The sequence below is a fragment of the Acinetobacter sp. HY1485 genome (assembly GCF_027568475.1).
Classification (GTDB): Bacteria; Pseudomonadota; Gammaproteobacteria; order Pseudomonadales; family Moraxellaceae; genus Acinetobacter.
Genome location: NZ_JANKZG010000007.1, coordinates 68,314 through 92,176 on the forward strand (window position 1 = coordinate 68,314; position 23,863 = coordinate 92,176).

Consider the following 23,863-nt stretch of genomic DNA (forward strand, 5'->3'; position numbering starts at 1 on the left):
AATACCACCAATTTAGATATGTAAGATTCCTGAGTATGACTACTGTCAATGCCCCTCACTTTGTTAAACATCAAAAACTTATTCAATGGGTTGAAGAAATTGCAAAACTTACTCAACCTGCAAACATTGAGTGGTGTGATGGTAGCGAAGAAGAATACCAACGTCTTATTGAGTTAATGATTACCAATGGTACGATGCAAAAACTCAATGAAGATACTCATCCAGGTTCTTATCTTGCAAATTCAGACCCTTCAGATGTTGCACGCGTAGAAACCCGTACATTTATATGTTCAGAAAAAGCAGAAGATGCTGGAGCCACCAATAATTGGGAAGCCCCAGCTATTATGCGTGAAAAACTAAATGGTTTGTTTAATGGTTGTATGCAAGGTCGTACCATGTATATTGTGCCATTTTCAATGGGGCCTTTGGGTAGCCACATTGCACATATTGGAATTGAAATTACAGATTCTCCTTACGTTGCTATCAGCATGCGCAAAATGGCACGTATGGGTAAAGCAGTTTACGACGTACTTGGAACAAATGGCGAGTTTATTCCATGTGTACACAGTGTTGGAGCGCCTTTAGCACCAAGTGAAAAAGATGTTGCATGGCCATGTAATGATGATAAATATATTGTGCATTACCCAGAAACTCGTGAAATTTGGTCATTTGGATCTGGCTATGGAGGTAATGCATTACTTGGTAAAAAATGTTTAGCATTACGTATTGCATCTGTGATGGGACGTGAGCAAGGTTGGCTTGCAGAACACATGCTTATTCTTGGCATTACAAATCCTCAAGGTAAAAAACACTACGTTGCTGCAGCATTTCCTTCTGCCTGTGGTAAAACCAATTTTGCTATGCTTATTCCGCCAAAAGGTTATGAAGGTTGGAAAATTGAAACTGTTGGTGACGATATTGCATGGATTAAACCGAGTGAAGATGGTCGCCTTTATGCAATTAACCCAGAAGCAGGCTTCTTTGGTGTAGCACCAGGTACTAATATCAAAACCAATCCTAACTGCATGGCAACCTTACATAAAGATGTAATTTATACCAATGTTGCTGTCTCAGACCAAGGTGAGATTTGGTGGGAAGGCTTAACAAAAGAAACACCATCTAATTTGACAAACTGGAAAGGACAACCACATACAGGTACAGAAAAAGCTGCACATCCAAATGCACGCTTTACAGTTTCTGCTGACCAATGTCCATCTATTGATGCAGAGTGGGAAAATCCAGCAGGTGTGCCTATCTCAGCATTCATTTTTGGTGGACGTCGTGCAGATACTATTCCGTTAATTACAGAAGCATTTGATTGGGTAGATGGTGTTTATAAAGCGGCAACAATGGGTTCTGAAACCACAGCAGCAGCCGTTGGACAGCAAGGTATTGTACGTCGCGATCCGTTTGCAATGTTACCGTTTGCAGGTTACAACATGGCAGATTACTTTGCCCATTGGCTAGAAATGGGTGAAAAACTCCAAAACCAAGCAGATCATAATTTACCAAAAATATTTAATGTGAATTGGTTCCGCCGTGATGAAAAGGGTAACTTTGTTTGGCCAGGCTTTGGACAAAACATGCGTGTACTTGAATGGATTATTGATCGTTGTGAGGGAAATGCAGAAGCCGTAGAAACGCCTATGGGACTTGTACCAACTTACAATGATTTAAATTGGCAAGAAACCGATTTTTCCGAAGAACAATTTAAACAAGTCACTGAACAAGATATGCAACTTTGGTTAAAAGAGCTTGAAAGCCATACTACTCTTTTTGATCAACTTGGTGAACGTCTTCCAAAAAGTCTAAAACATAGACAACAAACTTTGATTAAAGCTGCAAAAGCTGTATAAAAAAAAGGTCGCTCAAGCGACCTTTTTTATGAATTATGTCATACTTTAATAGATAAATAATGATGAGACGCATCACAATGAAAAAACTTTTGCTTGGACTTTCTACACTTCTTACACTCACTGCATGTCAAAATATGCCACAACCGTATAACGGAACGGCAGGCTATCAAGTAGAAAGTAAATCAAGCCAATCTGCAATTTTAAGCTACACCCTTGCAACTGCACCGAATCATCAAGTAAACCAACAAAAGTTGCAAAATGCATGTAAAAAAGTAATAGGACAAAATAAGCCCTATAGTATTACTGTATTAAGTACAAATGAAATTGCAAATCCAGCTAAGTTTCCAACGCAAAATGGTGTCAATATTGGACACTCACAAGCCACATTTAGCCTTGTAGGACGCTCATCAAATGATAGTAACGTGATGCGCAACACTTTAGATACTCACCCAGATACATTACAAGTGATTCGTTATCAGTGTTCATAACATCTGAGAGTGATTTCACTCTCTTTTTATAGGAATAAAAATAATGCAAATACAAAAATCAACGATTTTAATCACAGGTGGTACAGGACTCATTGGGTCAGCACTTATTCAACATTTTTTAAGCCATTCATGTCATGTTATTGTACTAACGCGTCATCCAAACAAATTAAAAGATGAATATCCAACAGATTATGTCAAAGGTATTCAATCTTTAGACCAACTTCCCCCTCAAACTTTAGTCGATTATGTCATTAATTTGGCAGGTGAAAGTATTGGTGGCAAACGTTGGTCAAGTCAACGTAAACAAAGTATTATTAATAGTCGTGTTCATACCACTCAAAAATTAGCGACGTGGTTACAAACACTTGAGCAAAAGCCTAAACGAGTTTTATCAGGCTCTGCTGTTGGTTATTACGGTATTAATGAACAGCATAATTGGCAAGAACTAGATGAAGATAGTCCATCGCAGTCTATTTTTGTTTCTGAACTTTGTCAAAAATGGGAAAATGCAATTTTACCACTCCAAAAAATGGGATTTAACTTAAATATTATTCGCTTAGGTGTCGTTTTTTCTAAAAAAGCGTCTGCTTTTAAACAAATGCTATTACCCATCAAACTTAATGCTGTAGGTAAAATTGCATCAGGGCAACAACCCATTACATGGATTCATATAGAAGATGTGGTTAATGCAATTTGTTTTTTATTAGCTCGCTCTACTAATAACTATTTAGTCTATAACCTTACAGCGCCTGACAAAAATCGTCAGATCGATTTTGTAAATACAGTTTCAGAGATTTTACAAAAGACACCATTATTGCCTTTACCTGAAACCGTGCTAAAACTAACATTGGGCGAACAAGCACAACTCATTACAAATGGACAATTTGTATATCCTAAACATCTATTAAAAGATGGATACCATTTTCAATATCCATCTTTAGAACTGGCCTTACAAAATTTACTGTAATCTTTCAGTGCATCGTTTTAGATGCACTTTTTTTTATTGTGCCTGCTCGGCAGCTTCAACTGTTTGACGAATCAACGTCGTAATTGTCATAGGGCCAACACCACCCGGAACAGGTGTATAAGCAGAGGCAATATCTTCGATTCCTTGCAATTCAATATCACCTACGCCGCCATTTTCTCTTGGATGAAAGCCTGCATCAACCACCACAGCACCTTGTTTAATCCAATCTTTTTTAATTAATTCTGCTTTACCAACAGCACCAACAATAATATCGGCTTGTTTTACAAATGCTTCTAAGTTTTGTGTACGTGAATGGCAAATGGTTACCGTTGCATTGGCCTGTAAAAGCATCATTGCCATCGGTTTACCCAAAATAGCCGAACGCCCTACAACAACCGCATGCTTTCCTGCAATTTCAATCTTGTTTTCTTGTAAAATAGTCATAATACCTGCTGGTGTTGCAGAACCATAGGCACTCTCACCCATCGCCATACGTCCAAAACCTAAACAAGTTACCCCATCAACGTCTTTTTTAAGATCAATTGCATCAAAACATGCACGCTCATCAATTTGCTCAGGTACTGGGTGTTGAAGCAAAATACCATGCACATCAGGATTTGCATTTAGTTTTTCAATTTCTGCAAGAAGTTCCTCTGTTGTGGTTTGCTGTGGTAATTCAATTTTTAATGAATCCATGCCTACACGACGGCAAGCATTCCCTTTCATACGTACGTAAGTCGCTGATGCGCCATCATCGCCTACTAAAATGGTTGCTAGAATTGGGGTACGTCCTGTTTTTGCTTTTAACGCTTCAACTCGTATTGATAAGTTGGCTTCAATTTGTTTTGCTAAAGCTTTTCCGTCTAAAACCAATGCCACAATGCATCTCCATAGGTGATAAAAAAACCATTTATATGCATAATACATCATTATTTTGAGAAAACATCTTTATATGCTTGTTTTATGAACATATATTCTTAATTAACTATTGTTTTTTTTTATAAGCTTGCTAATATATGCATCACCAAGACATGGCGGGGTGGCAGAGTGGTCATGCAGCGGACTGCAACTCCGTGTACGCCGGTTCGATTCCGACCTCCGCCTCCAATCTTGGTAAAGCCCGGGTGGTGAAATAGGTAGACACAGGGGATTTAAAATCCCCCGCCCACAAAGGCGTGCCGGTTCGAGTCCGGCCCCGGGCACCATCAATAATTCCAGCTTAATGCTGGTTTTTTTGTATGTGAACTATAAAAAATCTAACTCTGCATGATTCTATAAAAAACAGTTTTTTATTTATATATTTTCTCTTCTAAAACAGCTAAAAGTTATTTTTATTAAGTTGAATACTCAACTTTTTTATTTTAAAGAAGATTTTTTATCTATTTTGAATAAAACACCACCAAACAATAGCTTAAACACTTGCTAATACCTCTATATTTGAATATAGTACACGCCATGCCCGGGTGGTGAAATCGGTAGACACAGGGGATTTAAAATCCCCCGCCCACAAAGGCGTGCCAGTTCGAGTCTGGCTCCGGGCACCATCAATAATTCCAGCTTATAGGCTGGTTTTTTTGTACCTAAAATTAGTGAAGCAACCAATCAATAGATGCCTGAAAAAGCTTTTTTCCATCTACAGATAAATTTGTAAATGTATCATTTCCTAAAAAGAACATGAGTCTTTTTTGCGGTGCAAGCGTTTCATAGTCCATTGTACTTCCCTTTTCATAGCCCCATATCGCCACTTTTTCAGGTTGTCCATACACCGTTGCAATAATTGTTGCACCTAGTCCTGGGTGTCCCCAACTCATCGGTGCTTGCTTGTTATACACATTTGTAATACCCGCGTTTAAATGTGCCGAAAGTGGATGCGGTTGATTAACTAGCCATAAATAGGGTTCTTTTTCTACCTCACCAAAATCCTGATGAATTCTTTTTCCTGTCATCACCAAATCATCTAAATAATCATTTTCCCAAGTCATCAAAGGAATTTGAAGCTGACGCCATCCACTTTTTAAATCTTTTGCAGAGACACTCGAAGAAATAATAACAAGGTCTGTAGGTGGCAAATGATGTGGGTCTACATCCTGATTTACTAAATTAACTTTATAATGCTGATCTAATAAATAGTTTTTAACAGCTTGATCAGAAGAAATATCTAAATTTTTTAGCTGACCCACAATCGTAATCGTTTTATCTTCTTGTGCATAAACAGCCATATTTAACACAATACTCAAGATAAAAATGAAGATTTTCTTCATTTTAAAATCTGATTGTTGCACTTAAAACAGCTTGTCTAGAATCACCAACAGATACCGCTAAGTTACTTACAGAAGCCGTGTAGTAAGTTGTGTCAAAGATGTTATTTAGATTAAGTTTAAAGTCCACGTCTTTTTGTGCAATTTTAGTTGCATAGCTGACAAACCCATTAACCAATGTGTAATCTGGCAATCTAAAAGAATTAGTTGCATCGCCTGAGCGAGTACCAACATAATTTCCACTTAATCCAAAGCGTAATTGTCCATTATAAAATGTACCGTAATCATAATTAAATGCTAAAGAAGCTGTATTTTTAGCCACATTTAAAAGCGGTTTACCTATAATAGTAGTATCTGTTGATTCTGTAGATTTTGCATCTGTATATGCATAGGTCAAAGTACTGTCTAAACGGTCTGTCAGTTTTTTAGTAATATCAAATTCGATACCTTTTGAGCGAGCTTTTCCTGATGCCACAGTATCTATATCTGTATCAACTAGAATATTTTTTTTCTTAATATCATACAGTGCAATGTTTGCAGATAAATCTGATGCTTCGTACTTTAACCCTAATTCGTAAGACGTTGCCTGTTCGGGTAATAATGACGATGTTAAAGTAGTTCCGCTACTGAGGGAGGCAATGGTAGAAGATGGCTTGAGAGATTGTGTGTAACTGGCATACACAGAAAGCTGATCTGTCCATTTATAAACAAGTCCTGCTCTTGGTAACCATTTTCCATCATTGGTGTCGGTATTGACAACAAAGGGACGACCTTTTCCTGCAAGCTGTTGCCAATGGGTATAACGTGTACCTAACACTGCAATCCACTGGTCTGTTAAATAAATAGAATCTTGTAAAAAGACGCCATATGTATGTAATTTGTCTGTTTGGTCACTGTCTGTATTACTGACTTGGCTTGTATACGTATTGCCATAATCTGGATTTAAATAATCAAAGGTGGTTGTGGTACCACGTAGCATATCTTTTCGATAGTATTTTCGATATTCAGACTCTGTACCTAGCTGTAAAACATGTTTTAAGTTAGCAAGCTTAAAATTACCTTCAATATAGGCATTTCCAAAACTATCTATACTTAATGCCCCTTTGGTTGCATCAGCACGGCGTGATACGGTGTGCTTTGCTGTGTTTAAGGCAGTTACTCGTAATTGATTAGCATCGTAAGTTTCTTGGTTATAGCTATAACCTGCATGGGCAGACCAATGATCATTAATTTTATGATCAATACTTAATTGGGCTAAGTGGTCTTCACCTGTCATTTGATTTGACGCTTCATCCAAACGCGTTGTACGAGAAATAGGTAATGCTTTATTTGTGGTTTTATCAAATACAGTAGATCGATCAAAAGGCACATCAAATTTATGATACTGATAACTTACATCAACTTGTGTCTGACCATCATCCCAACGTAAAGAAGGGGCAATGAGTTGTTGTTTATTAATACCAAAATTACGCCAATAGTCTTGGGTAGATTGGTTTGCAATTAAACGATAAGAAAAATTGCTGTCTGCAATTTGTCCTGTTGTATCTATTGTTGCACCAATACCATTACGTCCTTGTGCGTAGGTTGAACCATTTAAAGACACTACTGTACTTTGCTCTTTTTGAGGCTTTTTAGGCACAACATTAATAACACCACCAGGGTCCATAATACCGTACAACAATGAGGATGGTCCTTTAAGCACCTCCACCTTGTCAACGGCGGCATTCATGGTTCGACCTTGAATAATTGGCATACCATTCACCATAATCGAACCATCACGATTATCCCCAAAGCCACGTTTCATCACCGTATCTTGTGTGCCACCTAATGTATTGCCCTGCGTTATACCACTCACCTGTGTAAGTGCCTCATCTAAGTTTTGAGGTTGATAGTCACTAATATATTGTGAAGACACCGTATTTACAGTTTGCGGAATATCTAAATTTTTTTGTGATGTTTTAAGCGTTGACGGCTCAATTTTTTGCGTGTTTTTTGTCAAGGTAATGGTAGGTAGTACTTCATTTTGTGCGTGGGTCATTTGGCTTAATGCCAAAGCTAAGGCGGTATAAGTAAAAATATGTTTCATCACAATCAACCTGTAAATAATAGTGCTATTAATAACAATTCTCATTTAAAAATCTAATTGAAATTTACAATAATTCTGAATATAGACTATTGTTTTTTAAAATAAATCTCTGCACACAAGCCCTGTAACGTATTAGAGCTTTTTAATTCTAGCGTTCCACCAATGACATTGAGTGCTGTTTGTACAATAGATAACCCAAGTCCACTGCCCGTTTCTTTATGTGTAAGTCTTACAAAGCGTTGAGTTACTTGTGCAAGTTGCTCTTGCGAAATACCTTGCCCATCATCGTGTACCCTGATGCACCACTGCTGTTCTGCACATATTAGCTCAATTAAAATCTGACTATTGTTTGGACTATATTTAATTGCATTTTCAATGATATTCATCAAAATAGTTTCAACACAAAAATCAGGTGCTTCAGTAAATGCTTGATGATATGCCTTAAAACTAATGACAATATTTTTATGCTGAGCCTGTACCATAAGTTGTTGCATACATACTTCTACAACCTTATTTAGAGAAATCCGAATAAATTGATGCTGTATATTTTCTTCTTGTTGTGCCAATTTTAATAACTGCTCAACTAAACGTGTCATTCTCACAATCGTTTTTTGTAAATCTTCTAAGTTTTCTGGTGTACTTCCATGCTTAGATAATAGTCGGGCTTGTAAATTCAGTGCGGTAAGAGGCGTTCTTAGCTCATGTGCTGCATTGGCAATAAATTTCTGCTGTTGTTCTTGTGCTTGTGTAATTCTGACAAACAGCGTGTTTAACTCGTCTATTGCTGGCTTTAGTTCATGCGGTAACTGATTAATATAAATTGGCGATAAATTAGAGTAATGCCGTGTGGCAAAGGTCTTTTTTAATACATGAATAGGTTTTAAGTGATGGCGAATTAACCGAAATAAGCCATAAATACCAAAAGGAACAAACAGCAAATAAGGAAGCAACATATTTAATGCAAGTTCTTTTGCTAAATTAACACGTACATGAATAAGCTGACTAATCTGAATCTGTTTATCTGCAAGTGGTAAAACATAAATTTTTAAATCGCCCCGATCTGTTTTTTTACGCATAAAATGAGCAGATAATGCATAGGGTTGTAAGTAGTGATAACGTCCTTGAAAGTTTTCTAAATCCTTTTTGGGCACAATATCGATAAAGAAGTCTGTTTCGTTATATTTTTTTTGATGGTTAAAGGTTGATAAACGACTAGGCAAATGATTTTCATCTAAAAAATGTGCCATTTGTTGCATCTGTTGATCAATAACTTCTTGTGATTCTTCTAAAGCAATTCGATAAGCCGAAAATCCAATCAAAACAAACAAACCAATACTAAACAAAGAAACACTTAAAGACATTCGGGCACTTAAAGATAAGCCATGATAAAATGCCTTCATTAATATTGTTCCTCAATACAATATCCAACACCACGCACAGTCCGAATAAAGTTTTTGCCTAACTTACTTCTTAGATTATGAATATGAACTTCTATGGTATTGCTTTGAATATCCTCATGCCAATCATAAAGTTTTTCTTCTAAAGTTTGCCTAGAAAAAATTTGATTGGGATACATCATCATCGGTTCTAAAATTAGCCATTCTTTTGCTGATAAGTTTATAATTTCATTTTCTTTCATGAGTCGATGCTTTTTAGGAAACATTTTAATATTTCCAAGGCTAAAACACAGCTCATCTTGCTTTACCACTACTGTACGGCGTAACAAGCATTCCATGCGTGCCGTCAATTCATCAAAATCGTAGGGCTTCACTAAATAATCATCTGCCCCAAGTTTAAGCATACCCACCTTGTCTCTAATTTGGTCTCTTGCACTGATAATAATGACTGCGGTACGGTCAAGTTCTGCTTTTTTACGAATGTGTTTAAGTACATCCACACCATCAACTTCAGGCAATCCTAAATCAAGCAAAATTAGATGATAAGTATGCTTAAACAAAAAATCTAATGCCTGTAAGCCTGTGGTTACCCAATCTACAGCGTAATTTTCATTGTGTAATAATTGACAGGTTGTTTTGCCAATCATCAAATCATCTTCAATATAAAGCACTTTAATCATTTACATTGCTCTAATAGATTGAGTGAAGGATTTAAAACTTGAGTTTTAATCTGTAAAAGTCCAAGTACCGTTGGAAATAAATTATCTTGGCTCACAGAAGTTGCTCGTTGCGACTGCAAACAGCTTTTAATTTTGGTCTCATCTTTCCATTGCGGTGAAAACCACATCAACATCGGCACATGCGTCTGTTGACTAGGTGCTATAAAATAAGGTGTACCATGCAAATATAGCCCATGCTCACCCGTAGATTCGCCATGATCAGACACATAAAACAAACCTGTTGCAACATTTAATGCTTTAAGTTGGTTAATGGTTTGTGCCAAAACATCGTCAGTATACAAAATCGTATTATCATAGGTATTAATTAAATCTTGATGGCTACAATCTTGAATATTATTGGTAGCACATACAGGCTTAAACTTTTCAAAATTTTGAGGATAACGCTTATAGTAAGCAGGACCATGACTACCCATTTGATGCAATACGATGAGTTGATTTTTTTGTAAGTTTTTTACATCTAATTTTTGCAAAGTATCATTTAAAGCCTCTAACAAAACGCCATCATCACACTCACCATTTTTACACGGCGTAATATAAGTTTTAATCCGATTGCACGTTCCTTTACACCCTGCGTTATTATCAATCCATGTGACCTCATAACCTGCCCGCTGTGCAATATCAAGCAGTCCTTCTCTGTGTGAAGCTAAATTTTCATCATACGCTTTTCTTGGCATACCCGAAAACATACAAGGCACAGAAACCGCTGTTTGTGTACCGCATGAAGACGCCTGCGAAAAATTAATAATATCTAACTTCTGTAAATTTGGATTAGTGGGTCGGTTATATCCATCTAAACTCCAACTTTCGGCACGTCCTGTTTCACCAATCACCAAAACAAATACTTTCTTATCTTGTGGATGGGTTTGCACTGCATCTGTTCCATACTGTACTAAGGGTTGATTCACTTGATGTACAAAACTTTTTAGATAGCTTGAACTTCCTGAAATAATATTTAACGGCGTAATTTGTGCTTTTAACTCTCTATTCTCTCTAAAAATAGGTGCATATTGACCATAAAATGAAAAAAGCCCAACGCCCATTAAAGCAAAAGCACACACAATTCCTATCAATTTGTGCTGCACTGTTTTTTGCCATGATTGCGGTTGAATACAAATTAAAAACACAACAATACAGGGTAAAACCACATATCCCAAAATATGTAAAACAAAAGGAAAAGACAATAAATCTAGTGTTTCATGCAGATCTGTTTGCATGAGGTTTTGGACTTGAGCTACATCTATTTTTATACCCAATTGATTAGTAAAGTAACTGGTCAAGCCTGTTAAAACAATCAAGAAAATGGCTAAAACTTTAGCGGTTAATCTCCAACTAAAAAGCTGTAAAACAAAATAATAGAAACTACTCAGAATAAGAGATGTTATACCTGCAAATAAAAATGCACCAACAGAATTAAACGAGGCTAAATGTGCGATTTGTTTATAAAATACAAGATTGGGCAAACCTGCCAACCATAATGCTAAGAGCCCATTAAAAACAGATAAAGAAACTTGACGCACCATTTAACATGATCTCGCAATAAATTTAGCTTTATCTCATCGTTTAAATCTTAGGGTTTGCTTAGGACAACGAACCCATATTAGATAAAGTACAAAACTAATTGCCCAACTCCACCATAATGCCCATAAATTATGACTAAGAAAATGTGCCCCTCTTAACATTTGCACTAAACTCATAACAGCACCTAATGTTATTGCCAATATGAGGAATATTTTTGCTTTTAAAGGGTAACGGTCATAATATGCAAAAAATAAAACAATTAAAGAAAACCCTGCAGATGCATGCCCACCTGGAAAACATTTGCCTAAACCTTGTATTGGTTTATTCCAATCAATTATTGTCTGATGCATTTCAACCATAGACCACGGACAAGCGTGTACAGAAGTTGCTTTGAGTAGCCCAATGACACTTACAGACAATCCCATTGAAATTAAAATAAATAATGCATGTTGTGATTTTTTTTGCTTGATATACAAAAATAAATAAAAAACTGCGATGGCAATTACAACGTCTTTTAAGCCTTCGTGCCCAATATGTACCAACCACCCATTATCTTCTAAATAAAATTTGGCATTAGGGTCTAACCATCCAATAGCAAGTTGTTGGTCAAGTTGTCCTGCTATAGGTACAAAAACCAACATGCTAAATGCAGTAGCAAATAACAAGATAATATTTTTTAGTTCGAACGTATTTAGTTTCACTTAATGCATAACTTCAAATTCTTTTACTTCAAAATAAGAATCAAACATTAAGACTTTCTTAGGATTTTTCCTAAGTTTTTCTTCATTTCTTCTTTTTCTAATTATTTTTATTTACAGAAGAAATATATGCTTAATCATTTTAATCTTTGGTTATTTTCTTTAATTAATGCACAACCTCATACTTCTTATTGGCTGATAGATATTGCACTATTTTGTTCTAACTTTTTATTGCCTATTTTTATTATCTTTATTTTCATCTTTAATTTTAAAAACAAACCTCTGCATATTTTACTGATTAGTACATGTACTCTCGCTTTAGGATTAAATTATATTTTCAATGAGTTTTTTTATTTTCCTCGTCCTTTTGTTTTACATATTGGACAAACACTTATTCATCATGCTGCAACCTCTTCTCTACCAAGTCATCACATGTTAATTGTATCTGTTTATTTACCCAACAACTGAAAAAATGGGGATATATGGGTCTTTGTGTTGCATTAGCTGTAGGGTGGTCACGCATTTTTTTAGGTGTCCATTTTCCACTTGATATTTTTACTGCTATTTTATTTGCTTATTTTTATAGCATTTCAACCTTATTTTTTATAAAAAAGCTCAAATTTGAATAAAACACCATCAAACAACAACTTAAACACTTGCCAATACCTCTATATTTGAATATAGTACACGCCATGCCCGGGTGGTGAAATCGGTAGACACAGGGGATTTAAAATCCCCCGCCCACAAAGGCGTGCCAGTTCGAGTCTGGCTCCGGGCACCATCAATAATTCCAGCTTATAAGCTGGTTTTTTTGTATCTGCTATTAACAAAAAATATATCGTAATTCTTAGCTTAATTTTTTAAAATCTACTACATATTGATAAATAAAGATTTTTAGGTATACAATGAAAAAATTACTTTTAGCAACTTTATGTGCAAGCTCTCTTACATTAGTTGCATGTGATAAAAAACCACAAGAAACAACCACAGCATCTGAGCAGTCTCAGTCTCAGTCTCAGTCTCAGTCTCAGTCTCAGTCTCAGTCTCAAAATAGTTTAAGCCAACATAATCTCCAAGACATCAAAAGTGATTTAACTGCGATTCAAGCCGTATCTAATAAAAAAGCACAAGAAGGTTTAGATTATCAGAGCGAAGCCATTCAAGCATTACAAACAGGTAAACAAGATCAAGTTCTTGCTGTTGTTGGTAAAATGCAAGCGTATGTAGATGGCTTTAACCAAAGCTTAAAAGAACTACAACTTAAGAGTAATGAAGCAGATGAACTTCGTAATAAAATTATCCAATCTAATACTGTTGGATTTGAGCTTGCAAAAGAAGGTGCATCTAAAACACCTGATGCCAACAAAATTAACCAACTTAAAGAACAGTTAGGCAAAATTCAAAATGAACTTGTGAGCATGATGCAAACGTTACAAGCACAGGTTCATCCTGAGCAAGCACAAAAACAAGATCACCAACAGCATCAGCAACACTAAACATAAGCGTGCTTGTAGCACGCTTTTTTAGCAATGAAACAATTAAGAACACAGCTTAAAAAATCGCGTAGACAGCTCAGTTATTTTGAACAACAAAAAGCTGAGCGCGCTGTGTTTCAACATGTAATTGGCTCAGCCATATTCAAAAATTCCAAAAAAGTTGGCATTTATTTACATGCTTTTGGTGAAGTCTCTACTCGGCTCATTATTTTATATTGCTTCAAACTTAAAAAAGAAGTTTATTTACCTCGTATTTGTCCTATCAAACAACAACTTTTATGGGTAAAAATTACCAATCAGCAATATCTGAAAAAGCAATTTTATAAACATCCACTAGGTATGTATGAACCTTTTGGACGTGGGCAATTAGTAAGCCATTTAGATTTATTAATTCTGCCTTTAGTAGGTTGCGATTTTGTAGGCACACGTATGGGTATGGGCGGTGGTTATTACGACCGTACACTTGCCAATGCCTCATACTCTCCTTACCGTTTAGGTCTTGCGCATAATTTTCAGCTTTTGCCCTCTTTACTCAAACGACAAACGTGGGATCAACCGTTAGATGCTGTATGTACCCCTAAAAAATTGATTTTTTTCAAACGTCTGCCCCAATCTTCAACTTAATCCCAACTTTTTTAGTCATTTTTAAATTCTCACCCTTGTAATTTGAAAAATATCCATCACTATAAAATCATGGCAACAATGTTGTCACTCATTAGGAGTGCCCATGACTGAACAAATTTTAAATAATGAGAGTTCACAAGAACTTGTAATTCCAAATACATTACCTTTATTGGCGCTACGCGATGTTGTGGTGTATCCACATATGCAAATTGCGCTTTTTGTTGGTCGCGAAAAGTCGATCAAAGCTGTAGATGTGGCGCGCAGTAGTGACAATTTAGTTTTTGTGGTTGCACAAAAAGATTCACTTACTGAAGACATTGACCAAAGTAACCTATACCAATACGGTACAGTGGCAAAAATTGTTCAAGTGGTTAATCACGAAAACGACGATAACTGTATTAAAGTGCTTATTGAAGGTCTACACCGCTCTAAACTTGAAAGTGTGACTGACGAAGGCGAATATTTTACAGCCGAACATGTGATTACACCGATGCATGTTCCATTAGATGAAACATTACAAGCAAAACGTACTGAAGAACTTAAAGCACTGTTTGCTCAATATGCAGAGTCAAAACTTCGCAATGCGCGTGAATTGATTACTGCTGCCAACAAAATTGATGACCTTGCACAGCTTATGTTTTTTGTGGCAACGCGTGCACCGTTAAACATTGAAGTTAAACAGCGTTATTTAGAGCATGACCACTTCGAAGCACATTTAGATGAATTGCTTGATTATCTTGCTCAACAATCTGAAGAACAACAGATTGAACAAGGCATCCATGACAGCGTAAAACGCCAAATGGAAAAAAATCAGCGTGAATACTTTCTAAATGAAAAAATGAAAGTTATTCAACGTGAACTGTCCGATATGAATGGCGGTGCAGAAGATGAAGTTGCTGAACTAGAGAAACGTCTAGAAGAAGCAGATTTACCCGAACACGTTCGTAAAAAGGCAGAAGCAGAGTTCCGTAAATTAAAAGCAATGCAACCTGCATCAAGCGAAGCAGCAGTTGTGCGTAACTATCTTGATGTGATTTTAGATACACCGTGGAATACAGCAAGCAAAGTCAGCATTAACTTACCTAAAGCGCAAGATATTTTAGATACAGATCATTACGGCTTAGATGAAGTTAAAGAACGTATTGTTGAGTATCTTGCAGTACAGTCACGTGTGAAAAAATTACGTGGTCCTATTTTATGTTTAGTGGGTCCTCCGGGTGTGGGTAAAACCTCGCTAGGTGAATCTATTGCCAAAGCAACAGGGCGTAAATTTGTACGCATGGCATTAGGTGGCGTGCGTGACGAAGCAGAAATTCGCGGACATCGTCGTACTTACATTGGTGCGATGCCAGGTAAAATTGTGCAGTCACTCACAAAAGTTGGCGTTAAAAACCCACTCTTTTTGTTTGATGAAATTGACAAAATGGCACAAGACTATCGTGGCGATCCTGCATCTGCATTGTTAGAAGTGCTTGATCCATCACAAAACAATAAGTTTAGTGACCATTATTTAGATTTGGATTTAGACTTATCTGAAGTAATGTTTATCTGTACCGCAAACAGTATGAATATTCCTGAAGCACTTCTTGACCGTATGGAAGTTATTCGTCTACCGGGTTATACCGAAGATGAAAAAGTGAATATTGCATCAAAATATCTTGTGCCAAAAGCCATTAAAGATAATGGATTAAAGCCAAAAGAACTTAGCGTTCATGAAGAAGCTATTCGCGATATTGTGCGCCGTTACACGCGTGAAGCAGGTGTACGTAACCTGCAACGTGAAGTGTCTAAAATTGCACGTAAAGTTGTAAAAGAAGCGGTAAGCAAAAAAGCGAAAAACCTAACCATTGATGTGACCGAACAAAACCTACCTGATTACTTAGGTGTTCATAAGTTTGACTTCGGTATTGCCGAAGAACAAGCACAAGTTGGACGCGTGAATGGTCTAGCATGGACATCTGTAGGTGGTGAATTACTTACCATTGAAGTTGCGACAATGAAAGGGAAAGGCAATGTCATCACCACAGGTTCATTAGGTGATGTAATGCAAGAATCGATCAAAGCCGCGATGACTGTTGTACGTACTCGTGCAGAAGCATTGGGAATTGATCCATCACGTTTTGCAGAAACTGATGTACATGTGCATTTACCTGAGGGCGCAACACCAAAAGATGGACCATCAGCAGGTTTAGCACTCACAACGGCATTAGCGTCTGCCTTTACGGGTATTCCAATTCGTGCTGATATTGCCATGACAGGTGAAACAACGTTACGTGGTCAAGCATTACGTATTGGTGGTTTAAAAGAAAAGTTACTTGCAGCTCATCGTGGTGGCATCCAGCTTGTCTTTATTCCACATGAAAATGTACGTGACTTAACAGAAATTCCAAATAATGTGAAAGAAGGTTTGGAAATTAAAGCAGTTAAGACCATTGATGATATTTTACCACTTGCACTAACAGAGGTACCAAAACCTTTGGTCACCCCTGTAGTCAATAAAATTGAAGACCAGAACTCGGCTCGTCACTGAACAAAAAAACCACTTCTTCGGAAGTGGTTTTTTAATAACGAGGACCTAATAAAATTTGGGTAATGAGTTGAGAGGCTGTTTGCACTAATACGTAATCACCATTAATTCTTAACCACTCATGTCCATTTGGTGGAGTTGGTAAATGTGAAGCCTGCCAATCAAAATGGCGCCCTTGATATTCTGGTGGTAAAAAATCCCCCTCATGCCAATCACGTACAGGATGGTCAGAATAAAAGTTAGGGTCTATGTTTTGCCAATAATAGTTTTGTGGCGGTGGTGTATCTGCATAGGTGTAATAACTTAATAAAACGGTTGTAATTAAAATTCCAATTTTCTTTATCATTATTTTTTCTCCAAAAAAAAACTGCCACATCAATGTGGCAGCTCTTGTTTTAGCGATTAAGTAAGATATTTGCAATTACCCCACTTGCTACAGCAACTAAGATATATTCACCTTTTACATGTACCCAACGATGACCACTTGGTGGTGGTGGTAAACCACGGCTACGCCAATCACTTACTCGATAGTGTGAACTACGATATGTTGGTGGGAGATTATCACCTTGTTGCCAGTGGCGTCCTTGTGGGGATTGTCGGAACTTTGGATAACGATCCATCTGACGATCATTTGGACCATCTCGATGCATTTGACGGTCATGCCCACCATTGCGATTCATATCGTGTGGCATATCACGCCCTTGTGGATTTGGCCCCCCACGATGGTCTTGCCATGGATCTGCCATTGCAACCACACTCATTGCACTTGTACTTACAACTAAGGCAAAAGACACTAATTTTTTTTTCAACATTATGCTGTCCTCATTCGATATAGATCTAATATATTTTATTTTTTGAGACTAAACATGAAGAAAACCTCTGAATATGTAAGCAACTACATGGCTTTTGTATAGGCTTATTGACTTTTGTATCGATCAGACGCGTTATAATTCAATTTTTTCCGTATTTCACTATTATGAAAATTCGTATTTTAACCATTGGACAAAAAATGCCAGCGTGGGTACTTACAGGTGTTGACGATTATCTCAAGCGAATACAGCCTTTTGTACAAACTCAGTTTATTGAGCTACCTATGGCAAAACGTGGGAAAAATGATTCAGATGCAGATATTTTAAAGTATTGCCAAATAGAAGGTGAAACCATTTTAAATGCATTGAAACCAAACGAAACTCTAATTGCGCTTGAAGTTGGTGGTCGCGAATTAAGTACAGAAAAATTAGCCGACACCATGAAAACATGGATGCTTGATGGGCAAGATATTGCATTAGCCATTGGTGGACCCGATGGTTTGAGCGATGCTGTGCGTCAGGCAGCAAAGTGGCATTGGTCTTTATCTAAATTAACACTTCCCCATCCATTGGTTCGTGTCATGCTCATCGAACAACTTTATCGTGCCATGAGTATTAACCATAATCATCCCTATCATCGTGCTTAAATGAAAGGGTGCGCAAAGCATCCTTTTTAAACTATGGAGTTTTATGAATACACTTCCCGGACTTTTTATATCTCATGGTTCACCCATGTTAGCTTTAGACCCCGAACAGGTCGGTCCTGCTCTCGAACGCTTGAGCTTAAATCTGCCTAAACCACGTGCAATTATTGTTATGTCTGCACATTGGGAAAGCCAAACCCTCGAAATTAGTACCGCTACACGTCCAGAAACTTGGCACGACTTTAGAGGCTTTCCACCCGAACTTTATGAGTTACGCTATCCTGCTTCAGGTTCACCTGAACTTGCAGAACAACTTATACAATTATTTACGCAAGCCGACATTCATGCGCATGCCAACAGTACACGCCCGCGCGATCATGGCGTATGGATGCCGTTAACACACATGTACCCCAGTGCAGATATTCCTGTCATCGAAATTTCGTTACCTATTACCTCTACAGCCGAAGAAATTTATAAAATTGGACAGGTTTTAACACCTTTGCGTGATGAGCAGATACTTTTGATTGGTTCGGGCAGTATTACACATAACTTAGCAGAACTGACATGGCAACCTGCAAGCACAACGCCATTATGGGCAAGTGAGTTTAGAAACACTATCGTATCTAAACTCACTCATCGAGATTATAACGGCGTTTTAGATTGGCAGTCTTTACCTTATATTCAACGCAATCACCCTACGCTAGAACATCTTGCTCCTTTATTTTTTGCCATGGGTACAGGGCAACGCTTCAGCATTGTGCATAGTAGTTTTTCGATGGGTGCATTAGGTATGGATATTTACCGTTTCGATTAACCATCGTTTTTTTTAATTAATTTTATTTATATTAACCATTTTACAGATTTAGCTATTCTTTTTAATATAGATACATAACTTCTAGCCAATTGGCTAAAAATCCTAGCTTTCTCCCAATCCTAAGCTAGGATTTTTTTTATGCTCTAATTCCGACTAAAATACTTGGTTGTTTAGACAAATAACTATCAGTAAAATTATTCCTTATTTTTTGTATGTCTTTATAACCAATGATGAAAACTGAACTTCTCTCACCTGCAGGTTCTCTTAAAAATATGCGTTATGCCTTTGCTTATGGTGCAGATGCAGTGTATGCAGGACAACCACGTTATAGCTTACGTGTGCGTAATAACGAGTTTAACCACGAGAACCTTCAAATTGGCATTAATGAAGCACATGCATTAGGTAAAAAATTCTATGTTGTGGCAAATATTCAGCCTCATAACAGTAAACTCAAAAACTTTATTCAAGATTTAGAACCGATTGTTGCCATGCAACCTGATGCACTCATCATGTCAGACCCCGGTTTAATTATGATGGTACGTGAACACTTCCCTCATATGGATATTCATCTTTCTGTACAAGCCAATGCCGTGAACTGGGCAACCGTAAAATTTTGGAAAGATTATGGCTTAACGCGTGTCATTGTATCGCGTGAACTTTCTATCGAAGAAATTGAAGATATCCAAAGACATGTACCCGATATGGAAATTGAAGTCTTTGTACATGGTGCACTCTGTATGGCATATTCTGGGCGTTGTATGCTATCAGGTTACATGAATAAGCGTGACGCCAATCAAGGTGCATGTACCAATGCCTGCCGTTGGGACTACAAAATTCATGAAGCAAAAGAAAACGAAACAGGCGACGTGATTCCTGTTCAAAATATTGTGACTGAGCCTATGCTCATCCAACGTAACGAAGAAGAAATGTTTGCTGCTGAGGAAGACGAGCACGGTACGTACTTTATGAACTCAAAAGATTTACGCGCAGTTCAACATGTAGAACGTCTTACAAAAAGTGGCATTGCATCATTAAAAATTGAAGGACGAACTAAATCTTATTTTTATTGTGCCCGTACTGCTCAAATTTATCGCAAAGCAATTGATGATGCACTCGAAAGCCGTCCATTTGATACCAGTTTGATGACCCAACTTGAAGGGTTAGCAAACCGTGGCTATACAGAAGGATTTTTACGTCGTCATGTACATACAGAATATCAAAACTATGAAGATGGCTCATCACGTTTTGACTATCAGCAATTTTGTGGTGAAGTAATTGAACATCATAACGGTTATCTCACAATTGATGTAAAAAACCGCTTTGTTATTGGCGATTCATTAGAGTTAATGACACCTCAAGGTAATATTACTTTCACACTTGAACAAATGAAAGACCGCAAAGGCAACGATGTTGAGAGTGCAAAAGGTTCAGGGCATGTTGTTAGAATCCCTGTCCCTATTAAAGATGTTGATATGACATATGCACTTTTAATTCGTAACTTACCTGATCGTGCAGAGGATATGCCTGCGTCTTCATTGGCATACTCAGCATAATGGCTCTTTTAATTACAGATGCATGTATCAACTGTGATATGTGCTTACCTGAATGCCCTAATACTGCCATTACTGAAGGGAAAAAAGTCTACGAAATTGAACCATTGCGCTGTACAGAATGTGTTGGATTTTATGATAACCCAACGTGTATTGCCGTATGTCCAATTAATTGTATTATTCCAAACCCTCAATATATTGAAAGTAAAGAAGAGCTACTGGTTAAATTTAAAGCACTTAACATTGTTTAAACCTAAAAAGCCTATTCATTAATAGGCTTTTTTATGGATTATTCAAACATTCAATTAAATAATTAATCATTGTTTTTAATTTAGCAGATGGATAAGTTTCTTGATTATAAATTAAATAAACAGGTGTTGGTTTATATGACCAATCAGGCAAAATACGGACTAAACGCCCCTGTTTTAAATCATTTTCTAACAGAGCAGTCGGTTGTAAAATAATTCCATAACCATTTAACGCAGCAACTCGCAATGCTTCTCCTTGATTTGAGGTAAACCGCCCTGTTACAACTGCTGTGTAGGGTTCTTGATTTGGTCCAACTAATTCCCAATGATTTTCATGCCCCCAATAGGCAATACCCAAACAACTAAAATTAACTAACTCATTGGGATGTTTAGGCTCACCATATTGTTTAATATAATCAGGGGATGCAACTAATATTCTAGAATATGAACGTAAAGAGCGTGCAACAATATCTTGCCGATCTATCTTTCCAATATGAATACCAATTTCATTTTTTTCTAAATTAGGTAGTTTATGTTCTAGTGTCAAAGAAATATTAACTTCAGGGTAGTTATTCAAATAATCTTTAAATTTTGGAATTAAAAATTGACACCCAAAACTAATAGGTGCAACTAAACGGATTGTACCTTGAGGTGTTTGTTGTAATTCAATTGCCGTATTTTCAGCTACTGAAAACTCAGAAAGCACTCTTTTACAACGTTCATAATATAAAGCCCCTATTTCTGTAAGCTGTTGTCGACGTGTAGTTCTATGTAGCAACTTTGCATTTAGCCTTTTTTCAATTGCTTTAATTTGTTTAGCAACCATTGTTGTTGAAACGTCGCCAATTTCTGCAGCAGCTGTAAAGCTTCCATATTCTACAACCCTTACAAAAACCTCCATCCCTGCAAGTTTATCCATTATTGAAAACCTTATGGTTACAAGACAATTAACCTAGACAACCTTTATCATACCGTTGTTGTCGGTAAAGATAAGTTTTTATTTTAACACTTGAATGATAATGAAAAATTCTTATTCTTTTGGCGTCACATGCTGTCTACTTGCAACTTTATCATGGGGTGGTACTTTTCCCTTAATGACAACTGCATTACAACATATAGACCCATATTTATTTACAACACTGCGTTATGGCTTTGCAGGTATTTTTTTAGCTTTTACACTCTATATTAAAGAAGGTAAAAAAGGTTTTAAATTAAAAAGCGAACGGTTTTTTTTAGCCTGGTTTCTTGGAAGTCTAGCGTTTGTAGGATTTGGCTTTCTTGTATTTTTAGGACAACAAATGGCAGGTGCTAGTGGTGCACTCACCGCATCTATTATGATGGCAACCATGCCCATGCTTGGGATACTTGTAAATTGGAAACTTCGGCATATAGTCCCCCCTAAAATTTCAATTCTTCTTATTTTTATTTCGTTTTTTGGCGTGATTACTGTTATTACTCAAGGGGACTATTTTAGCCTCATATCTACACAATCTCACTATAAAGCTAATTTTTTAATTATTTTGGGTGCATTCTGTTGGGTTATTTACACTATAGGTGCTTCTTACTTTTCCCATTGGTCACCTTTAAAATATACAACGCTCACCACATGTCTAGGTATGAGCAGTGTTCTAGTTTTAAATAGCATCATTTATTATTTTAATTACGTTCAACCTCCATCTTTAGAAAATATTATTCTTGTCATACCACAGGTTGCTTATACTGCTATTTTCGCAAGTTTTTTCGGAATTTTATGTTGGAACATAGGGAATAAAATTCTTAGTCCAATGAATGGTGTTTTATTTATGGATGTTGTGCCACTAACAGCCTTTTCTATTTCAGCCATTATGGGAGTTGTACCCAATTCAGCAGAGATTTTTGGTGCATGTATTACAGGTTTAGCACTTATTTTAAATAACCTATATTTAAGATATAAAAAATGAAATCAGGTGTAAGTCTATTTTTAGATTTACACCTATTTTTTAAAAAATCTGACAGAAATTATGTAATCCTAAAAAAGCCATTACACAGGCAACAGCTCTTAAAATAATTTTTTGATGCTTTATTAAAGAAACAGTTAAAAATTTAAAGCTATAAATGTATAACGTGCCGATGCCTAAAAAAATAATAATGGTAATGATGTAAACTAAAAACTTACTCTGTAAGTCAATATCTGTAAAAATAGTCGGTAAAATTGCAAGGTAAAAAACCATCGTTTTTGGGTTAGAAAGCGAAACCATTGTACCTTGTAAAAGCGGATTAGATTTTTTTATTACTTGTTCCTCTATTACTAAACAACTCCCCCATAACTGATAAGCAAACCAAATAAGATACCCTCCTGAAATTACAGTTAGCCAATCCATATTTATTTGCTGATTTAAACCTAAAAATACGATGGATAGATAAAATAAATCGCCTACAATCAAACCACATAATAATAAAAAACCGCTTCTTTTTCCTTGATTAACCACATATGAGATTAATGCCAAGATACCTGGTCCGGGGATAAATACAGCAATACTAAAGACAATCGCATAAGACAAAATTTGGTTCATAAACCCCTCCTTTTTTTAAATTTTGACAATAAAAAGAGGGATATTCTTTGCTTTATCTTTCTAATTTTTATGTTAAAAGGGTTAAATATTTCAATATAATCCGTTATTAAGAATAAATATGTCTAAACTAGATGCTATAGATTACCAAATTTTAAATTTATTACAACAAAATGCTCGACTCACCAATCAAAATATTGCAGATAAAGTTCATTTATCTGCATCACCCTGCTGGCGTAAAATAAAAAAATTAGAAGATATGGCAATTATTGAAGGCTATGGCGTTCGTTTAAATCGTAAAAAACTTGGCTTAGGTGTAATGGTGTTTGTCAAAGTCGTGATTGATCATCATAGTGAAGAAGAAGCAAAGAAATTTGAACAAGAAGTAGAATGTTTAGATCATGTTATTGCCTGCTACAGCATCGGTGGTGATGCGGATTTTTTACTACAAGTTGTTGCAAAAGATCTTGATGAATATGCGCATTTTTCTATGAATGTTATACGGCGTTTATCTGGTATCAAAGAAATGCAGAGTATGTTTGTACTTAAAGAAATAAAAAAATTTAATGGTTTTCCAATTGGATAAAAAAAGCC

General features: G+C 36.5%; 25 protein-coding genes and 4 tRNA genes. 18 read left to right on the plus strand and 11 right to left on the minus strand.

What is annotated here, in order from left to right:
* Positions 1–35 precede the first annotated feature (35 nt).
* From PCI70_RS09145 to PCI70_RS09155, 3 genes are all read left to right on the plus strand, one after another.
* On the plus strand, positions 36–1,856 hold the full coding sequence (locus tag PCI70_RS09145; RefSeq protein ID WP_269915034.1) for a phosphoenolpyruvate carboxykinase (GTP): 1,821 nt from the start codon (positions 36–38) through the stop codon (positions 1,854–1,856).
* Between the two features lie 77 nt (positions 1,857–1,933).
* On the plus strand, positions 1,934–2,344 hold the full coding sequence (locus PCI70_RS09150; RefSeq protein WP_269915035.1) for a hypothetical protein: 411 nt from the start codon (positions 1,934–1,936) through the stop codon (positions 2,342–2,344).
* A 49-nt stretch (positions 2,345–2,393) separates the two neighbouring features.
* On the plus strand, positions 2,394–3,311 hold the full coding sequence (locus tag PCI70_RS09155) for a TIGR01777 family oxidoreductase (RefSeq protein ID WP_269915070.1): 918 nt from the start codon (positions 2,394–2,396) through the stop codon (positions 3,309–3,311).
* A gap of 33 nt (positions 3,312–3,344) precedes the next feature.
* Here the strand turns inward: PCI70_RS09155 and folD are convergent, their stop codons facing one another.
* A complete protein-coding gene (gene folD / locus PCI70_RS09160) occupies positions 3,345–4,190 on the minus strand; it encodes a bifunctional methylenetetrahydrofolate dehydrogenase/methenyltetrahydrofolate cyclohydrolase FolD (RefSeq protein ID WP_269915036.1) in 846 nt (281 codons plus the stop codon).
* A gap of 154 nt (positions 4,191–4,344) precedes the next feature.
* On the opposite strand from folD, the gene PCI70_RS09165 reads away from it, so the two are divergent.
* The 3 genes from PCI70_RS09165 to PCI70_RS09175 all read left to right on the plus strand — a co-directional run bounded on the left by PCI70_RS09165 (position 4,345) and on the right by PCI70_RS09175 (position 4,855).
* Positions 4,345–4,418, plus strand: a tRNA-Cys gene (locus tag PCI70_RS09165).
* 11 nt (positions 4,419–4,429) lie between these two features.
* Positions 4,430–4,516, plus strand: a tRNA-Leu gene (locus tag PCI70_RS09170).
* Between the two features lie 252 nt (positions 4,517–4,768).
* Positions 4,769–4,855, plus strand: a tRNA-Leu gene (locus PCI70_RS09175).
* Between the two features lie 42 nt (positions 4,856–4,897).
* Here PCI70_RS09175 and PCI70_RS09180 read toward each other — a convergent pair.
* From PCI70_RS09180 to PCI70_RS09205, 6 genes are all read right to left on the minus strand, one after another.
* Positions 4,898–5,572, minus strand: coding sequence for a hypothetical protein (locus PCI70_RS09180; RefSeq protein ID WP_269915037.1), 675 nt, complete (start codon positions 5,570–5,572; stop codon positions 4,898–4,900).
* A gap of 1 nt (position 5,573) precedes the next feature.
* Positions 5,574–7,655, minus strand: a complete 2,082-nt coding sequence (locus tag PCI70_RS09185) for a TonB-dependent siderophore receptor (RefSeq protein WP_269915038.1) — start codon at positions 7,653–7,655, stop codon at positions 5,574–5,576.
* Between the two features lie 86 nt (positions 7,656–7,741).
* Positions 7,742–9,055 carry a sensor histidine kinase gene (locus PCI70_RS09190; RefSeq protein ID WP_269915039.1) on the minus strand — a complete coding sequence of 438 codons (1,314 nt, stop codon included), beginning with the start codon at positions 9,053–9,055 and terminating at the stop codon, positions 7,742–7,744.
* The gene (locus PCI70_RS09195; RefSeq protein ID WP_269915040.1) at positions 9,055–9,732 is read right to left on the minus strand and encodes a response regulator transcription factor; all 678 of its coding nucleotides are present in this window, start codon (positions 9,730–9,732) and stop codon (positions 9,055–9,057) included. Before PCI70_RS09195 ends, PCI70_RS09190 begins: the two co-directional genes overlap by 1 nt.
* The gene (locus PCI70_RS09200; RefSeq protein WP_269915041.1) at positions 9,729–11,312 is read right to left on the minus strand and encodes a phosphoethanolamine transferase; all 1,584 of its coding nucleotides are present in this window, start codon (positions 11,310–11,312) and stop codon (positions 9,729–9,731) included. The genes PCI70_RS09195 and PCI70_RS09200 overlap by 4 nt, the downstream gene beginning before the upstream one ends.
* Before the next feature lie 33 nt (positions 11,313–11,345).
* Entirely contained in the window at positions 11,346–11,951 is a 606-nt protein-coding gene (locus PCI70_RS09205; protein ID WP_269915042.1) for a phosphatase PAP2 family protein, read from the minus strand.
* A 186-nt stretch (positions 11,952–12,137) separates the two neighbouring features.
* Here PCI70_RS09205 and PCI70_RS09210 point away from each other — a divergent pair, with 186 nt between their 5' ends.
* The 6 genes from PCI70_RS09210 (at position 12,138) to lon (ending at position 16,658) form a co-directional block, all read left to right on the plus strand.
* The gene (locus PCI70_RS09210; protein ID WP_269915043.1) at positions 12,138–12,476 is read left to right on the plus strand and encodes a hypothetical protein; all 339 of its coding nucleotides are present in this window, start codon (positions 12,138–12,140) and stop codon (positions 12,474–12,476) included.
* Positions 12,473–12,637, plus strand: coding sequence for a phosphatase PAP2 family protein (locus PCI70_RS12190; RefSeq protein ID WP_442865201.1), 165 nt, complete (start codon positions 12,473–12,475; stop codon positions 12,635–12,637). Before PCI70_RS09210 ends, PCI70_RS12190 begins: the two co-directional genes overlap by 4 nt.
* Before the next feature lie 65 nt (positions 12,638–12,702).
* Positions 12,703–12,789: transfer RNA gene (locus PCI70_RS09215), tRNA-Leu, on the plus strand.
* Between the two features lie 124 nt (positions 12,790–12,913).
* Entirely contained in the window at positions 12,914–13,504 is a 591-nt protein-coding gene (locus PCI70_RS09220; RefSeq protein WP_269915044.1) for a hypothetical protein, read from the plus strand.
* A gap of 33 nt (positions 13,505–13,537) precedes the next feature.
* On the plus strand, positions 13,538–14,128 hold the full coding sequence (locus tag PCI70_RS09225; protein WP_269915045.1) for a 5-formyltetrahydrofolate cyclo-ligase: 591 nt from the start codon (positions 13,538–13,540) through the stop codon (positions 14,126–14,128).
* Positions 14,129–14,231: 103 nt separating this feature from the next.
* Complete coding sequence (gene lon, locus PCI70_RS09230; RefSeq protein ID WP_269915046.1) at positions 14,232–16,658, plus strand: endopeptidase La; 2,427 nt, start codon at positions 14,232–14,234, stop codon at positions 16,656–16,658.
* Positions 16,659–16,689: 31 nt separating this feature from the next.
* Here lon and PCI70_RS09235 read toward each other — a convergent pair whose 3' ends face one another.
* Together PCI70_RS09235 and PCI70_RS09240 are read right to left on the minus strand one after the other, a co-directional pair.
* Positions 16,690–17,001 carry an RcnB family protein gene (locus PCI70_RS09235; protein ID WP_269915047.1) on the minus strand — a complete coding sequence of 104 codons (312 nt, stop codon included), beginning with the start codon at positions 16,999–17,001 and terminating at the stop codon, positions 16,690–16,692.
* Between the two features lie 49 nt (positions 17,002–17,050).
* Positions 17,051–17,467: an RcnB family protein gene (locus PCI70_RS09240; protein ID WP_269915048.1), complete on the minus strand. Its 417-nt coding sequence runs from the start codon at positions 17,465–17,467 to the stop codon at positions 17,051–17,053.
* Positions 17,468–17,631: 164 nt separating this feature from the next.
* Here PCI70_RS09240 and rlmH point away from each other — a divergent pair, with 164 nt between their 5' ends.
* From rlmH to PCI70_RS09260, 4 genes are all read left to right on the plus strand, one after another.
* Positions 17,632–18,111, plus strand: a complete 480-nt coding sequence (gene rlmH / locus PCI70_RS09245; RefSeq protein WP_269915049.1) for a 23S rRNA (pseudouridine(1915)-N(3))-methyltransferase RlmH — start codon at positions 17,632–17,634, stop codon at positions 18,109–18,111.
* Between the two features lie 43 nt (positions 18,112–18,154).
* Positions 18,155–18,922 (plus strand): dioxygenase family protein, encoded by a 768-nt coding sequence (locus tag PCI70_RS09250; protein WP_269915050.1) that lies wholly within the window; start codon positions 18,155–18,157, stop codon positions 18,920–18,922.
* 230 nt (positions 18,923–19,152) lie between these two features.
* Positions 19,153–20,475, plus strand: coding sequence for a prephenate-dependent tRNA uridine(34) hydroxylase TrhP (trhP, locus tag PCI70_RS09255; protein ID WP_269915071.1), 1,323 nt, complete (start codon positions 19,153–19,155; stop codon positions 20,473–20,475).
* Entirely contained in the window at positions 20,475–20,723 is a 249-nt protein-coding gene (locus PCI70_RS09260; protein WP_269915051.1) for a YfhL family 4Fe-4S dicluster ferredoxin, read from the plus strand. The genes trhP and PCI70_RS09260 overlap by 1 nt, the downstream gene beginning before the upstream one ends.
* Before the next feature lie 31 nt (positions 20,724–20,754).
* Here the strand turns inward: PCI70_RS09260 and PCI70_RS09265 are convergent, their stop codons facing one another.
* Positions 20,755–21,639, minus strand: a complete 885-nt coding sequence (locus PCI70_RS09265; RefSeq protein ID WP_269915052.1) for a LysR family transcriptional regulator — start codon at positions 21,637–21,639, stop codon at positions 20,755–20,757.
* A 100-nt stretch (positions 21,640–21,739) separates the two neighbouring features.
* On the opposite strand from PCI70_RS09265, the gene PCI70_RS09270 reads away from it, so the two are divergent.
* Entirely contained in the window at positions 21,740–22,660 is a 921-nt protein-coding gene (locus PCI70_RS09270; RefSeq protein WP_269915072.1) for a DMT family transporter, read from the plus strand.
* Positions 22,661–22,699: 39 nt separating this feature from the next.
* On the opposite strand, the gene PCI70_RS09275 is transcribed toward PCI70_RS09270, so the two are convergent.
* Positions 22,700–23,272: a LysE family translocator gene (locus PCI70_RS09275; RefSeq protein ID WP_269915053.1), complete on the minus strand. Its 573-nt coding sequence runs from the start codon at positions 23,270–23,272 to the stop codon at positions 22,700–22,702.
* Between the two features lie 118 nt (positions 23,273–23,390).
* On the opposite strand from PCI70_RS09275, the gene PCI70_RS09280 reads away from it, so the two are divergent.
* Complete coding sequence (locus tag PCI70_RS09280; protein WP_442865194.1) at positions 23,391–23,855, plus strand: Lrp/AsnC family transcriptional regulator; 465 nt, start codon at positions 23,391–23,393, stop codon at positions 23,853–23,855.
* Positions 23,856–23,863 lie beyond the last annotated feature (8 nt).

What these genes read in the sequence shown, in the direction of transcription:
- PCI70_RS09145 (WP_269915034.1), top strand. Translation starts at nt 36, where the DNA reads ATGACTACTGTCAATGCCCCTCACTTTGTTAAACATCAAAAACTTATT.
- PCI70_RS09150 (WP_269915035.1), top strand. Translation starts at nt 1,934, where the DNA reads ATGAAAAAACTTTTGCTTGGACTTTCTACACTTCTTACACTCACTGCA.
- PCI70_RS09180 (WP_269915037.1), bottom strand. Translation starts at nt 5,572, where the DNA reads ATGAAGAAAATCTTCATTTTTATCTTGAGTATTGTGTTAAATATGGCT.
- PCI70_RS09185 (WP_269915038.1), bottom strand. Translation starts at nt 7,655, where the DNA reads ATGAAACATATTTTTACTTATACCGCCTTAGCTTTGGCATTAAGCCAA.
- PCI70_RS09190 (WP_269915039.1), bottom strand. Translation starts at nt 9,055, where the DNA reads ATGAAGGCATTTTATCATGGCTTATCTTTAAGTGCCCGAATGTCTTTA.
- PCI70_RS09195 (WP_269915040.1), bottom strand. Translation starts at nt 9,732, where the DNA reads ATGATTAAAGTGCTTTATATTGAAGATGATTTGATGATTGGCAAAACA.
- PCI70_RS09200 (WP_269915041.1), bottom strand. Translation starts at nt 11,312, where the DNA reads ATGGTGCGTCAAGTTTCTTTATCTGTTTTTAATGGGCTCTTAGCATTA.
- PCI70_RS09205 (WP_269915042.1), bottom strand. Translation starts at nt 11,951, where the DNA reads ATGTTGGTTTTTGTACCTATAGCAGGACAACTTGACCAACAACTTGCT.
- PCI70_RS09210 (WP_269915043.1), top strand. Translation starts at nt 12,138, where the DNA reads ATGCTTAATCATTTTAATCTTTGGTTATTTTCTTTAATTAATGCACAA.
- PCI70_RS09220 (WP_269915044.1), top strand. Translation starts at nt 12,914, where the DNA reads ATGAAAAAATTACTTTTAGCAACTTTATGTGCAAGCTCTCTTACATTA.
- PCI70_RS09225 (WP_269915045.1), top strand. Translation starts at nt 13,538, where the DNA reads ATGAAACAATTAAGAACACAGCTTAAAAAATCGCGTAGACAGCTCAGT.
- lon (WP_269915046.1), top strand. Translation starts at nt 14,232, where the DNA reads ATGACTGAACAAATTTTAAATAATGAGAGTTCACAAGAACTTGTAATT.
- PCI70_RS09235 (WP_269915047.1), bottom strand. Translation starts at nt 17,001, where the DNA reads ATGATAAAGAAAATTGGAATTTTAATTACAACCGTTTTATTAAGTTAT.
- PCI70_RS09240 (WP_269915048.1), bottom strand. Translation starts at nt 17,467, where the DNA reads ATGTTGAAAAAAAAATTAGTGTCTTTTGCCTTAGTTGTAAGTACAAGT.
- rlmH (WP_269915049.1), top strand. Translation starts at nt 17,632, where the DNA reads ATGAAAATTCGTATTTTAACCATTGGACAAAAAATGCCAGCGTGGGTA.
- PCI70_RS09250 (WP_269915050.1), top strand. Translation starts at nt 18,155, where the DNA reads ATGAATACACTTCCCGGACTTTTTATATCTCATGGTTCACCCATGTTA.
- trhP (WP_269915071.1), top strand. Translation starts at nt 19,153, where the DNA reads ATGAAAACTGAACTTCTCTCACCTGCAGGTTCTCTTAAAAATATGCGT.
- PCI70_RS09260 (WP_269915051.1), top strand. Translation starts at nt 20,475, where the DNA reads ATGGCTCTTTTAATTACAGATGCATGTATCAACTGTGATATGTGCTTA.
- PCI70_RS09265 (WP_269915052.1), bottom strand. Translation starts at nt 21,639, where the DNA reads ATGGATAAACTTGCAGGGATGGAGGTTTTTGTAAGGGTTGTAGAATAT.
- PCI70_RS09270 (WP_269915072.1), top strand. Translation starts at nt 21,740, where the DNA reads ATGAAAAATTCTTATTCTTTTGGCGTCACATGCTGTCTACTTGCAACT.
- PCI70_RS09275 (WP_269915053.1), bottom strand. Translation starts at nt 23,272, where the DNA reads ATGAACCAAATTTTGTCTTATGCGATTGTCTTTAGTATTGCTGTATTT.
- PCI70_RS09280 (WP_442865194.1), top strand. Translation starts at nt 23,391, where the DNA reads ATGTCTAAACTAGATGCTATAGATTACCAAATTTTAAATTTATTACAA.